This window comes from Cupriavidus sp. USMAA2-4, assembly GCF_001854305.1.
Lineage (GTDB): Bacteria > Pseudomonadota > Gammaproteobacteria > Burkholderiales > Burkholderiaceae > Cupriavidus > Cupriavidus malaysiensis.
On the sequence record NZ_CP017748.1, the window covers coordinates 2,726,471 to 2,739,603 of the forward strand.

Annotated in this window: 16 protein-coding genes; all 16 read left to right on the top strand. The window is 70.4% G+C overall.

Annotation, left to right across the window (positions count from 1 at the left end):
- Window positions 1-13 precede the first annotated feature (13 nt).
- Window positions 14-397, top strand: a complete 384-nt coding sequence (locus BKK79_RS11900) for a YraN family protein (RefSeq protein ID WP_071010261.1) — start codon at window positions 14-16, stop codon at window positions 395-397.
- Window positions 398-551: 154 nt separating this feature from the next.
- Complete coding sequence (locus BKK79_RS11905) at window positions 552-1,139, top strand: phosphoheptose isomerase (protein WP_071010259.1); 588 nt, start codon at window positions 552-554, stop codon at window positions 1,137-1,139.
- A gap of 49 nt (window positions 1,140-1,188) precedes the next feature.
- On the top strand, window positions 1,189-2,076 hold the full coding sequence (locus BKK79_RS11910; protein WP_071037772.1) for a BON domain-containing protein: 888 nt from the start codon (window positions 1,189-1,191) through the stop codon (window positions 2,074-2,076).
- A 139-nt stretch (window positions 2,077-2,215) separates the two neighbouring features.
- On the top strand, window positions 2,216-2,566 hold the full coding sequence (locus BKK79_RS11915) for a c-type cytochrome (RefSeq protein ID WP_071037773.1): 351 nt from the start codon (window positions 2,216-2,218) through the stop codon (window positions 2,564-2,566).
- 1 nt (window position 2,567) lies between these two features.
- Window positions 2,568-3,830: an NAD(P)/FAD-dependent oxidoreductase gene (locus BKK79_RS11920; protein ID WP_071037774.1), complete on the top strand. Its 1,263-nt coding sequence runs from the start codon at window positions 2,568-2,570 to the stop codon at window positions 3,828-3,830.
- 115 nt (window positions 3,831-3,945) lie between these two features.
- Window positions 3,946-4,368, top strand: a complete 423-nt coding sequence (locus BKK79_RS11925; protein ID WP_071010251.1) for an ArsR/SmtB family transcription factor — start codon at window positions 3,946-3,948, stop codon at window positions 4,366-4,368.
- Between the two features lie 72 nt (window positions 4,369-4,440).
- Window positions 4,441-5,823 (top strand): sulfite dehydrogenase, encoded by a 1,383-nt coding sequence (gene soxC, locus BKK79_RS11930; RefSeq protein WP_071037775.1) that lies wholly within the window; start codon window positions 4,441-4,443, stop codon window positions 5,821-5,823.
- Window positions 5,824-5,863: 40 nt separating this feature from the next.
- Window positions 5,864-6,925 carry a c-type cytochrome gene (locus BKK79_RS11935; RefSeq protein ID WP_084084687.1) on the top strand — a complete coding sequence of 354 codons (1,062 nt, stop codon included), beginning with the start codon at window positions 5,864-5,866 and terminating at the stop codon, window positions 6,923-6,925.
- Between the two features lie 123 nt (window positions 6,926-7,048).
- On the top strand, window positions 7,049-7,375 hold the full coding sequence (locus BKK79_RS11940) for a c-type cytochrome (protein ID WP_071010247.1): 327 nt from the start codon (window positions 7,049-7,051) through the stop codon (window positions 7,373-7,375).
- 240 nt (window positions 7,376-7,615) lie between these two features.
- On the top strand, window positions 7,616-8,071 hold the full coding sequence (gene soxY, locus BKK79_RS11945; protein ID WP_071010245.1) for a thiosulfate oxidation carrier protein SoxY: 456 nt from the start codon (window positions 7,616-7,618) through the stop codon (window positions 8,069-8,071).
- 69 nt (window positions 8,072-8,140) lie between these two features.
- Complete coding sequence (soxZ, locus tag BKK79_RS11950) at window positions 8,141-8,452, top strand: thiosulfate oxidation carrier complex protein SoxZ (RefSeq protein WP_071010244.1); 312 nt, start codon at window positions 8,141-8,143, stop codon at window positions 8,450-8,452.
- A 116-nt stretch (window positions 8,453-8,568) separates the two neighbouring features.
- Window positions 8,569-9,021, top strand: a complete 453-nt coding sequence (locus tag BKK79_RS11955; protein WP_071010242.1) for a DsrE family protein — start codon at window positions 8,569-8,571, stop codon at window positions 9,019-9,021.
- Window positions 9,022-9,100: 79 nt separating this feature from the next.
- Window positions 9,101-9,928 carry a sulfur oxidation c-type cytochrome SoxA gene (soxA, locus tag BKK79_RS11960; RefSeq protein ID WP_071037776.1) on the top strand — a complete coding sequence of 276 codons (828 nt, stop codon included), beginning with the start codon at window positions 9,101-9,103 and terminating at the stop codon, window positions 9,926-9,928.
- Window positions 9,929-9,945: 17 nt separating this feature from the next.
- A complete protein-coding gene (soxX, locus tag BKK79_RS11965; protein ID WP_071037777.1) occupies window positions 9,946-10,608 on the top strand; it encodes a sulfur oxidation c-type cytochrome SoxX in 663 nt (220 codons plus the stop codon).
- Between the two features lie 13 nt (window positions 10,609-10,621).
- Window positions 10,622-11,155, top strand: coding sequence for a TlpA disulfide reductase family protein (locus BKK79_RS11970; protein ID WP_084084689.1), 534 nt, complete (start codon window positions 10,622-10,624; stop codon window positions 11,153-11,155).
- A gap of 184 nt (window positions 11,156-11,339) precedes the next feature.
- Window positions 11,340-13,061: a thiosulfohydrolase SoxB gene (gene soxB, locus BKK79_RS11975; RefSeq protein WP_071010236.1), complete on the top strand. Its 1,722-nt coding sequence runs from the start codon at window positions 11,340-11,342 to the stop codon at window positions 13,059-13,061.
- Window positions 13,062-13,133 lie beyond the last annotated feature (72 nt).

Consider the following 13,133-nt stretch of genomic DNA (forward strand, 5'->3'; position numbering starts at 1 on the left):
TTGGGAACTTCCTTTGCATCGCTCATCCAATACCATCGCAAGGACGCGCGGCGCCCAGGCCGAGGCCCGGGCGCTGGCGCACCTGCAGCGGCACGGTCTCGTGCTCGCCGCCCGCAATTATCGCTGCAATGGCGGCGAGATCGACCTGGTGATGCAGGAGGCGGATGGCGGGCTGGTATTCGTGGAGGTGCGCCAGCGCAGCAGCCGCGCCTTCGGCGGCGCGGCGGCCAGCGTGACGCCAGCCAAGCAGCGCCGCGTGCTGCTCGCCGCCAGCCATTTCCTGGCGGCATGGCCCGCCGTGCCGGGCTGCCGCTTCGACGTGGTGGCCATCGATGGCGCGAGGCTGGAGTGGCTGCAGGGTGCCTTCGGGCAGGAAGCCCTGGAGAGCGGCGACTGAGGCCGCCGGCGGCCGGCCGCTGCGTCATAATGCGCCTTGCCGCGGGCCACGCAGGTGGCCCCGGGTGGCGCAGGCAGCGCGGACCATAGGATAGGACAGCGCAGGACAGCACAGGACAGCAAGCAGAGCAGGCGAAGCAGGCCGGCCGGACCCCATGAGCATTGACAGCATTCACCAGCAGTTCCTGGACAGCGCGGAGACCAAGCGCCGCGCCGCGGCCGAGATGGCGCCGCACATCGAGGCCGCGATCGAGCGCGTGGTCGGCGCGCTGACCAGCGGCAACAAGATCCTCGCCTGCGGCAACGGCGGCTCGGCTGCCGACGCCCAGCATTTCGCCGCCGAGCTGGTCGGCCGCTTCGAGCGCGAACGGCCCGGCCTGGCCGCGCTGGCCCTGACCACCGACAGCTCCATCCTCACCGCGATCGGCAACGACTACGATTTCAGCGTGGTGTTCGCCAAGCAGGTCGAGGCGCTCGGCCAGCCGGGCGACATCCTGCTGGCGATCTCCACCTCCGGCAATTCGCTCAACGTGATCCGCGCCATCCAGGCTGCGCGCCAGCGCGACATGTCGGTGATCGCGCTGACCGGCAAGGGCGGAGGCGAGATCGCCGCATTGCTCGACGAATTCGACGTGCACCTGTGCGTGCCGAGCGAACGCACCGCGCGCATCCAGGAAGTGCACCTGCTCACCCTGCACTGCCTCTGCGAAGGCATCGACGAGGCCCTGCTCGGCGAAGGCTGAGCGTGCCGCACCCGCCCCCGATCCGCATCACAGCCACAGCAAGGACCGCATGACGACGAACCCGCATCCCCAGCAAGACTCCCTGGCCAGCCGGCAGGCAGCGCGCCACGCCGTGCCCGCGGGCCTGCCGCGCCTGGCCCGCACCCTGGCCACCGTGGCGGCGCTCGCCGCGGCGGCCACCCAGCTGACCGGCTGCTTCCCCGTCCTGGCCGGCGCCATGGCCGGCGGCGTGCTGGTCGCCACCGACCGGCGGCCCACCGCCGTGCAGACCGTCGACCGCGGCCTGCAGATCGAGTCCGAAAGCACGATCAACTCGCGCTTCGGCGACCGCGCCCGCGTCAACGTGACGGTCTTCAACCGCAAGGTGCTGTTGACCGGCGAGGCCCAGAACAACGACGTCAAGCAGCAGGTCGACCAGTACGTGCGCAGCCTGCCCAATGCGCGCGAAGTGATCAACGAGATCGAGGTGGTCTCCTCCCCGTCCTTCATGACGCGCAGCGAGGACGCCTTCATCACCAGCAAGGTCAAGACCCAGCTGATGACCGCCGAGGGGGTGCCGTCCAACTCCATCAAGGTGGTGACGGAAAAGGGCGTGGTCTACCTGCTCGGCATCGTCACCAATGCCGAAGGCGACCGCGCCACCGACGTGGCGCGCAATGCGGGCGGTGTCAGCAAGGTGGTCAAGACCTTCGACTACATCAGCGAGGCCGAACGCGACCGACTCGACAAGGCGGCCAACGCGCAGAACCAGACGACGCCGGGCCAGCAGCCCGACGACGGCGTGCGCAACGGCCTCGACAACGCCCCCGCAGCGGGCCCCGCCCCGGCGGCAACGGGCTCGCCGGCCAGCGCCGCCCCCGGCGGCGCCGTGACCAGCCCCGTCACCAGCCCGGTCACCTCGCCGGTGCCGCTGCCGCCGGGCCGCAACCTGCCCTGACGTTTCCTGCCACCGCCGGCGCGCATGCCGGCGGCGGCACGGACACCCCGCCACGCACGCGGGGCGATGTGCCAGGATTGCCACGCCACGCGCGGCGGCACGCGCGACCGCATCACCCATCCGCCCCCGGAGCGACACCATGCGCAAGACCCACCTGCCGGCCATGCCGGCGTTGCTGGCAGTGTGCGCGGCCATCGCAGCGCTTGCCATGCCCGGCCGCGCGGCCGCCGATGACGACCGGCCGCTGCAGGCGCGCGCCTGGGCCGCGGCCTGCGCCAGTTGCCACGGCTTCGGCGGACAGCCGCCCGCGGGCAGCCCGATCCCGCCGCTGGCCGGGCGTCCGGCCGCGCGGATCGCGTCGCTGATGGCGGACTTCAAGGCGGGCCGGCGCGACGGCACCGTGATGCCGCAGATCGCCAAGGGCTACAGCGAAGCGCAGATCGCGGCCATCGCCGCCTGGTTCGCCGCGGCACGGCCGCAAGGAGACTGAGATGCGCAGACGCCGATTCCTTGCCGCCGCCGCGGCCCTCGCCGCCGGCATGTCGGCCGCGCGCGCACGATCGGCCGCGCACGCCAAGGTGGTGGTGGTGGGCGGCGGCTACGGCGGCGCCACCGCGGCGCGCTACCTGCGCGCCTGGAGCGGGGGTGCCATCGACGTGACCCTGGTCGAGCCCGACACCAGCTTCGTTTCCTGCCCGCTCTCCAACCTGGTGATCGGCGGGGCCCGCACCATGGCCGACATCACCGTGCCCTACGATGCGCTGGCCGCGCGCCACGGCGTGCGCCTGGCACGCGACCGCGCGGTGGCCATCGACGCGCAGCGGCGCCAGGTCCGCCTGGCCGGCGGCGCGCTGCTGCCCTATGACCGGCTGGTGCTGTCGCCCGGTGTCGACTTTCTCTCGGCCGAACTGCCCGGCCTGGCCGGCCCCGGCGGCGAGCACATCCTGCATGCCTGGAAGGCCGGACCACAGACGGCGGCGCTGCGCGCGCAGCTCGAGGCCATGCGCGATGGCGGCACCTTCGTCATCGCCATCCCGCTGGCGCCCTACCGCTGCCCGCCCGGCCCCTACGAGCGCGCCTGCCTGGTCGCGCACTACCTGAAGCAGCACAAGCCGCGCAGCAAGGTGCTGATCCTCGACGCCAATCCCGACGTGACCTCCAAGGGCGAGCTGTTCAAGCGTGTGTGGGCCACACAGTACGCCGGCATGGTCGAATACCGGCCGCAATACGCGGCGGTCGAGGTCGATGCCGCCACGCGCACGCTCAAGTTCGAGGTACAGGAAGACGAGCGCGCCGACGTGCTCAACCTGCTGCCGCCGCAGCGTGCCGGCGCCATCGCGGTCGCGGCGGGGCTGGCCACCGCCAACGGGCGCTGGTGCGAGGTGGACTTCCTCACCTTCGAGTCGCGCGCCGCAGCGGGCATCCACGTGCTCGGCGACGCCATCCAGATCGCACCGCTGATGCCGAAATCCGGCCACATGGCCAACCAGCACGGCAAGACCGCGGCGGCCGCCATCGTCGCCCTGCTGTCGGGACAGGCTCCGGATCCGGAGCCGCTCTACAACAACACCTGCTACAGCTTCACCAGTGCGACCGAAGCCGTGCACGTGGCCAGCGTGCACCGCTACGACGCAGCGCAACGGACCATGCTGACCGTGCCCGGCGCCGGCGGCCTGTCGGCCGCGCCGAATGTGCAGGAGGGCATCTACGCGCAGGCCTGGGCGCGCAGCATCTGGAGCGAGATGCTGGGTTAGTCCACGGCGTCATTCGAAAGGCATCGCCGCCAGGGGCGCGCCTTCTCTGACGCAATGGATTAGCCGCCCGGCATGCCGCCGCCCCTGCTGCCGCGCAGCAGGGGGTTAACGATATATGCGCATACACGCATATAGGCATATATTGGACGCCATGGAAGAACTGGACCGCGTGTTCGAGAAGGTATCGGGCTACTTCAGCCTGCTGGCGGAGCCGACCCGGCTGAAGATCCTGCACGCGCTGTGCGACGGCGAAAAACCGGTCGGCACCGTGGTCGAGACGGTGGGTTCGTCGCAGACCAATGTGTCGCGCCACCTGAACGCGATGTATCGCGCCGGCGTGCTGGCGCGCCGCAAGGAGGCCAACCTGGTCTACTACGCGATCGCCGACGAGAGCGTGGTGGCGCTGTGCCGCTCGGTGTGCGTGCAGGTGGCGAGCCAGCTCGAAGACGAGGCCCTGACGCCGACCGTGGTGGACCGCTTCATGCCCGGCCAGCCTGCGCCTTCCGCGCCTGCGCGCAAGCGCGCCGCGCGGCGCTGAGCGGCCCCGGGCAGGCCGGCACCGATCACGCATGACAAGGCACGCCGCCAGAGCGTGCCGGAGGAGACCGCCGTGCCGGACCATGCCAGGCCCGGGCGCGTGTTGCGCGCGCCGGAAGGCTTCATTCCCGCATCCCTGCAGCAGCAGATCACGCGCCACGGGCTCGACGACGCGCGGCGTGCCTTCCTGCGCCGCAGCTTCGCCGGCGCCACCGCCGCGGCGGTCGCCGCGGCGGGGCTGGCGCGCGGCGCGCACGCCGCCGGGAACACCGAGGCGGCCGCCACCCCCGGCGAGGGCGACCCCGCCATCCTGACCCCGCAACCCTGGGCCACCTCGCTCGGCCAGCCGGTCGCGGCGCGTCCCTATGGCCAGCCTTCGCAGTACGAGCAGAACCTGGTCCGGCGCGAATCTCCCGGGCTGACCCGCGTCGCGGCCGCCTCGGTCGCCTTCGCACCGCTGCAGGGCCTGTTCGGCATCATCACCCCCAACAGTCTGCACTTCGAGCGGCACCACCAGGGCTGGCAGGACATCGATCCGGCGCGCCACCGCCTGATGGTCAACGGGCTGGTGCGCGAAGCGCGCGTCTACACCATGGACGACCTGATGCGCATGCCCGCGGTATCGCGCATCCACTTCATCGAGTGCGGCGCCAATACCGGCATGGAATGGGGCAATGTGGCCGTGCCCACGGTGCAGTACACGCACGGCATGCTGTCCTGCTGCGAGTTCACCGGCGTGCCGCTCAAGGTGCTGCTCGAGGACGCAGGCGCGGACCTGCGCCGCGGGCGCTACCTGCTGGCCGAGGGTGGCGACGGCTCGTCGATGACGCGCACCATCCCGATGGAACTGGCCGACGAGATCCTGGTGGCCTGGGGCATGAACGGCGAGATGCTGCGCCCCGAGAACGGCTATCCGCTGCGCCTGGTGGTGCCGGGCGTGCAGGGCGTGTCCTGGGTCAAGTGGCTGCGCCGGCTCAAGCTGGGCGACCAGCCCTGGAATACCAAGGACGAGACGGTGCACTACGTCGACATGATGCCCGACGGCATGCAGCGCCAGTACACCTCGATCCAGGAATGCAAGTCGGTGATCACCACGCCATCGGGTGGCCAGGTGCTGGTCGGGCGGGGCTTCTACAACGTCAGCGGACTGGCCTGGTCGGGGCGCGGGCGCATCCGCCGCGTGGACGTCTCCACCGATGGCGGCCGCAACTGGCGCACGGCGCGGCTGGAGACGCCCGTGCTGTCGAAATGCCTGACACGCTTCAACCTGGACTGGGTCTGGGACGGCGGGCCCGCCATCCTGCAGAGCCGCGCCATCGACGAGACCGGCTATGTGCAGCCGAAGATGGCGCAACTGCGCGCGGTGCGCGGCAAGCGTTCGATCTACCACAACAACGCCATCCAGAGCTGGCAGGTGGCGCCCGGCGGCGAGGTGTCCAATGTCCAGGTGGATTGAGCGCGGCGCACGGCATGCGCCGGCCCTGGCCGTGCCGGGGATGCTTCTCGTGCGCATCGCGCTCGTCTCGCTCGTTGCCATGACCGCAACCGGGCCGGCGCTCGCGGCGGCAGCCACGGATGCAACGGCGGGGGCCCGCACAGCGCTGGGCCGCGCCGCCACCCCCGCCGAGGTGCGCGCCTGGGATATCGACGTGCGCGGCGATTTCCAGGGCCTGCCGCGCGGGCAGGGCAGCGTGGCGCAGGGCCAGCAGGTATGGGACGGCAAGTGCGCTGCCTGCCACGGCGAATTCGGCGAATCCAACGACGTCTTCTCGCCGCTGGTAGGCGGCACCAGTGCGGACGATATCCGCCGCGGCCGCGTGGCAGCGCTGACCGGCAACCAGCCCTACCGCACCACGCTGATGAAGGTCAGCACCGTCAGCACACTGTGGGACTACATCCGCCGTGCCATGCCGTGGAACGCGCCGAAGAGCCTGTCGACCGACGAGGTCTACGCGGTGACCGCCTACCTGCTCAACCTGGGCGACATCGTGCCGGCCGACTTCGTGCTGAGCGACACCAGCATCGCCGAGGCGCAGCAACGCATGCCGAATCGCAACGGCATGACCGCGGCCCACGGCATGTGGCCGGGACGCGGGCGCCCGGACACGCACAACACGGCCTGCATGCGCGACTGCCAGGCCTCGGTGACGCTGCTGTCGTCGCTGCCCGACTACGCGCGCGATGCCCACGGAGACCTGGCGCGCCAGCAGCGCGGGTTCGGCCCGACGCGCGGCCTGCATACGGCACCGGCCGGCGCCAGCGCGGCGATGGCCGGTGCTGTCGATGGCACCGCGCCTGCCGCGCCGGCTTCACCAGTCGATGCCCTGGCGAGCCGCTACCAGTGCGTGGCCTGCCACGCCGCCGGACACAAGCTGGTCGGACCGTCGTTCGCCGACATCGCGCGCCGCTACCACGGCCAGGACGCGGCGGCCACGCTGGCGCGCAAGGTGAGGGATGGAGGACAGGGCGCCTGGGGCAGCCTGCCCATGCCGCCGCAGGCGCAGGTGCCCGAAGCCGACCTGCAGGCGCTGGTGGGGTGGATTCTTCAGGCAAAATAGCGCACTGGCCGCCATTGCGCCCCCGCGGCGGCCGGTGCTGCCGCGCCGCAAGGGGCAAGGCAGGATCCGCGCGGCCCCACCCGCCGTTCCCACGGCCATTAGAAAATCTCGGAGCACAAGAGAATGAAGCAGTTTGTCATCGCCACGCTGATGCTGGCAGCCGCCGCGTCGGCGCACGCCGTCGATGCCGCCAAGGCGCAGGAGATCGCCAATAAGAACGCCTGCATGGGCTGCCACCAGGTCGACAAGAAGCTGGTCGGCCCCGCCTTCAAGGATGTTGCCGCCAAGTACAAGGGCGACAAGAATGCCGAGGCCGCGCTGATCAAGAAGGTCAAGGGCGGCGGCTCCGGCGTCTGGGGCCCGATCCCGATGCCGGCCAACGCCGGCGTCAGCGATGCCGACGTGAAGACCGTGGTGGAGTGGGTGCTGGCGGGCGCCCCGGCCAAGTAAGGCAAGTCCGGCGGCGGCCCGTGCGGGGCGCCGCCGGCGCGGGATCCGGCGCCATGCCGGTTCCCGCGCGACCAGACGATGCGACGAGACCGCGTAACAAGCCTACGTGGCAAGTCCGCGCCACAAGTCCATGGGATAACGCGGCACGACAATCAATCGAGCATGAACAGGCCGCGCAGCCATCCCGGGCGGCGGCGGAGCCCGGAACGGGCGGGAGCGGAGACGCAGGAGAAAACCTCAATGAATGTGAAACGACGAGACATGCTGCGCATGACGGCGGTGCTGTCGCTGATGGCGGCCACCGGCCTGATCAGCGAAGCGCAGGCCGCCGAGTGGAACAAGGTCGCCTTCGACGGCAAGAGCGTCGCCGACGTGATCAAGGCCCTGGGCGGCAGCGGCACCGAGAAGAGCACGGCCATCGTGTTCACCGCGCCCGACATCGCCGAGAACGGCGCCGTGGTGCCGGTGGCGGTGACCAGCAATATCCCCGGCACCGAGCAGATCGCCATCCTGGTGGAAAAGAACCCGAACACGCTGGCGGCCGACTTCGCCATCCCCGCCGGCACCGAGCCCTTCGTCTCCACGCGCGTGAAGATGGGCCAGACCTCGGTGGTGGTCGCGGCAGTCAAGGCGGGCGGCAAGTGGTATGTGGCGTCCAAGGAAATCAAGGTGACGCTGGGCGGCTGCGGCGGCTGACGCCGGCGCCCGCGACCGTCATCCCAGGCAGGCGGAGCCGCCTGGATTCAGCCGTAACAGGAGAGCAGCATGGCAGACCCGATGCGCGTACGCGCCACCGAGAACGGTGGCGTCGTCGACGTCAAGATCCTGATGAAGCACGACATGGAGACCGGCCAGCGCAAGGACGCGTCCGGCAAGACCATCCCGGCCTGGCATATCCAGACCGTGGTGGCGCAGTGCAATGGCAAGGAAGTGTTCCGCGCCCAGTTCGGGCCGGCGGTGTCGAAGGACCCGTTCCTGAACTTCAAGTTCAAGGGCGGCAACAAGGGCGACAAGGTCACCGTGACCTGGGTCGACAACCACAACGACAGCCGTACCGACTCGGCCACCATTTCCTGATCCGGCCGGGCCCGGCGGCATGCCGGCGGGATTCGGCGCCGTCTGCTAAGGTTCAGTTCCTGCCGGCCATCCGGTCCCGCGCCGTCGCGCGGGGGAGTCGGTGTGAAAGGAACAGCATGCGGCGAGCATTCATGCGAGCAACGGCGGCCCTGGCCGCCATCGGCCTGGCGGCCAAGGCCTCGGCCCAGGCCGGCCCGGAAGGACGCAAGGGCGGGCGGGTCAAGGTGGTCTACCAGTTGTCGGAAGGCATCGACCAGGCGGTGCGCGCCATGGCCAACCTGCGCAACCACCTGAACGGCGCGCCCGGCACCAAGATCGTGGTGGTGGCCTTCGGCTACGGGGTGGACTTCCTCGTCGAAGGCGCGCGCGACGCGCGCGGCAATACCTTCGAGGCGCCGGTGAGCGCGCTGGCCTCGGACGGCGTCGAGTTCCGCGTCTGCCACAACACGCTGGCGGCGCGCAGGATCTCGGAAACGAGCCTGCTGATGGAGGCCAAGGTGGTGCCGGCCGGCGTGGTGGAAGTGGCGCGCCTGCAGTTCGACGAAGGCTACGCTTATATCAAGCCCTGAGCCATCGAGCCTGGCGGCAGGGAAGAACGGACAAGAACGCAGCGGCGTGCCAGCCGGCGCGACCGCGAGGAGAAGCCCCATGAAACACATCCGAGCCTCGCTGCTGCCGGCGGCAGCGCTCGCCGCCGCGGCGGCGGCCGTGCTGGCGACCGGCGCCGCGCGTGCGCAGGACAACACCGCCGCGGAAATCGCCAAGTACCGCCAGATGCTGGCCGAGGGCAACCCCGCCGAACTGTGGGAGGCCGCCGGCGAGGAACTGTGGAAGAAGCCCGCCGGCCCCAGGAACGTCTCGCTGGAACAGTGCGACCTGGGCAAGGGGCCGGGTGTGGTCAAGGGTGCCTATGCGGAGCTGCCGCGCTTCTTCCCCGACACCGGCAAGGTGATGGACCTGGAGCAGCGCCTGGCCTACTGCCGCGTGACGCTGCAGGGCCTGACACGCGACGAGGCCATGCGCAATCCCTTCTCGGCGCCGGGCAAGTCGTCCGACATCGAGCGGCTGGTGGCCTATATCACCTCCGAATCGCGCGGCCTGCCGATGAACGTGCAGCTCAAGCACCCGGAAGAGAAGCGGGTCTACGCACTCGGGCAGAAGATGTTCTTCTACCGCGGCGGCGCCTATGACTTCGCCTGTGCCACCTGCCATGCCGTCGACGGCCAGCGCATCCGGCTGCAGGACCTGCCCAACCTGCTGACGCAGAAGGGCGCCCAGGCCGCCTACACCACGTGGCCGGCCTACCGGGTATCGCAGGGCGAGGTACGCACCATGCAGCACCGTCTCTACGACTGCCTGCGCCAGCAGCGCTTCCCCGAGCCCGCCTACGGCTCTGACGTGATCACCGCGCTGTCGCTGTTCCTGGCGCGCAATGCCAACGGCGGCGCCTACGACGGCCCGTCGATGAAACGCTGAGGCAGGGGAGACGCGAGATGAAGCCATATCAGACCCACCGCGCGGCATTCGCCGCCGCCATCGTGGCCGCCGCCTGCCTGGGCACGGCCGCGCACGCGCAGGACAGCGGCAAGGCCGCACGCGCGCCCGCCGTCAGCGACGCCGACATGCGGCACCTGATCGAACAGTCGTTCAGCTCCAAGGGACCGGCCACGGTGGCCGGCGTGCTGGAGCAGGACACCATGCAGCAGGCCTGCAGCCAGTATCCGGACCGCAGCAAGGTGCCGGAAAAGGTGGCCAGGAAAATCGAGGCCGCCGAGCTGAAGCAGGTCAAGTACCCGGCCGACAAGACCTGGCTGGGTGACTGGAAGGAAGGCGAAAAGGTCGCGCAGAACGGCCGCGGCATGCAGTTCAGCGACCCGGTCGGCGGCACCAATGGCGGCAACTGCTACGCCTGCCACCAGCTGACCAGGGCCGAGATCTCCTTCGGCAACATCGGGCCCTCGCTGTACCAGTATGGCAAGCTGCGCGGCAATTCGGAGGCGGTGCTCAAGTACACCTGGGGCAAGATCTGGGATTCCAGCGCCTACGCCGCCTGCTCCAACATGCCGCGCTTCGGCCACCAGGGCATCCTGACCGAGCAGCAGATCCGCGACGTGATGGCGTTGCTGCTGGACCCGGCCTCGCCGGTCAACCAATAAGGCGATGACGGCCATGCCCACCCCCGTCGCCAAGCGCCCGCCGTCGGCGCGCGCGGCGGGTTTGCGCCGCGCGCTCGCCGGCGGCGCCGCGGCGCTGGCGCTGCTGCAGGCCGGCGTGGCACTGGCGCTCGAGGTCGGCGACACCGTGCGCCTGCCGGCGCTGCAGTTGCTGGACGGCCGCACCGTGCCCGCCTCGCAGTGGGCCGGCAAGCCCGTGGTGATCGAGGTGTGGGCCTCCTGGTGCCCGTTCTGCGCGCTGCAGAATCCCCGCCTGCAGAAGCTCTACGACGCGACCCGCGGCACGCCGCTGCAGGTACTGGCGATCAGCATCGACAAGACGCCGGCCGAAGCGGCCGCCTACCTGAAGAAGCACGGCTACACCTTCCCCGCGGCACTCGAGACGCCGGCGCTGCGCGCCGTCGTCGGGCCGCGCAAGGGCCTGCCCGAGCTCTACGTGCTCGATGCGCACGGGCGCGTGGTGCAGAAGGAGGTGGGCGAAATGCTGGACGACGACGTGGCGGCGCTGGCCAGGTACGCGCGGCCCTGAGGCCGCTCCCCTTCCGGTGGCCTGCCGCGCGCTGGGCACGGCGGGCCGGCCCGGCGGCACAAGAAGACGGCAACACGACAACACAACGACACGACAGGACCGCGTGCGCACTGCGCAGCGGCACGACATGCGCTGCCGCGCCCGGCTTGGTCCGGACGCGGCGGCCCTGGTACAGGAAGAGACGATGAACCGACGCGAGTTCCTGCAGGTGCTGGCCGTGGCCGGCGCCGCCGGCATGACCTTTCCCGCGCGCGAGGCCGAGGCCGCGCAGCAACTGCGCGATCTCTACGCGCTGCCGCGCTTCGGCAACGTCCACCTGCTGCACTTCACCGACTGCCACGCCCAGCTGCGCCCGGTCCATTTCCGCGAGCCGGACGTCAATCTCGGTATCGGCGACTACGCCGGCAAGCCGCCGCACCTGGTCGGCGCGGCCATGCTGCGCCACTACGGCATCGCGCCCGGCAGCGCGCAGGCCTACGCCTTCACCTGTCTCGACTTCGCGCAAGCCGCGCGGCGCTACGGCAAGGTCGGCGGCTTCGCCCACCTGGCCACGCTGGTCAAGCAACTCAAGGCCGGGCGTCCCGGCGCGCTGCTGCTCGACGGCGGCGATACCTGGCAGGGCTCGGCCACGGCCCTGTGGACGCGCGGGCAGGACATGGTCGAGGCGGCGCTGGCGCTGGGCGTCGACGTGATGACGCCGCACTGGGAAATGACGCTCGGCGCCGAGCGCGTCAAGGAGATCGTCGAAGGCGACTTCAAGGGCAAGGTGTCGTTCCTCGCGCAGAACATCAAGACCAACGACTTCGGCGACCCGGTCTTCGATGCCTACGTGATGCGCGAGATCAACGGCGTGCCGGTCGCCATCATCGGCCAGGCCTTCCCCTATACGCCGATCGCCAACCCGCGCTACCTGGTGCCCGACTGGACCTTCGGCATCCAGGAAGAGAACCTGCAGCAGGTCATCGACGAAGCGCGCGCCAAGGGCGCCGCCGCCGTGGTGCTGCTGTCGCACAACGGCATGGACGTCGACCTGAAGCTGGCCTCGCGCGTACGCGGCCTCGACGCCATCCTCGGCGGCCATACGCACGACGGCGTGCCGGCGCCGGTGCAGGTCAAGAACCCGGGCGGCGTCACCCTGGTCACCAATGCCGGCTCCAACGGCAAGTTCCTGGGCGTGCTCGACTTCGACGTGCAGGGCAAGCGCGTACGGGATTTCCGCTACCGCCTGCTGCCGGTCTTCTCCGATGCGCTGCCGGCCGATCCCGCCATGGAAGCCCTGATCGGCAAGCTGCGCGCGCCCTACGAAGCGAAGCTGGGCGAAGTGCTGGCGATCAACCGCGGCCTGCTGTACCGGCGCGGCAATTTCAACGGCACCTTCGACCAGCTGATCCTGGACGGCCTGATGCAGATGCAGGATGCCCAGATCGCCTTCTCGCCGGGCTTCCGCTGGGGCACCAGCCTGCTGCCCGGCGAGGCCATCACGATGGAACACCTGATGGACCAGACCGCCATCACCTACCCCTACACCACGGTGACACCGATGAGCGGGGAGACCATCAAGACCATCCTGGAAGACGTCGCCGACAACCTGTTCAACCCCGACCCCTACTACCAGCAAGGCGGCGACATGGTGCGCGTGGGCGGCCTGCAGTACGCCATCGAGCCCAATGCGCCGATGGGCAAGCGCATCCGCGACATGCGCCTCGATGGCCGGCCGCTCGAGGCCGGCAAGACCTACAAGGTGGCGGGCTGGGCACCGGTGGCCGAGGAAGCGCGCCAGGCCGGCGGCCGCCCGGTCTGGGACGTGATGGCCGACTGGCTGCGCGGCCAGCGCGAGGTCGATGCCCGCCCGCTCAACGTGCCGCGCGTGCTCGGCATGGACGGCAACCCCGGCATGGCGGCCTGAGCGCGTGCCGTCGCATGCCGGCGGCGGCCGGCTTGAATGCTGTCGGAAACTTGCGCTACAATCCTCCGCTAC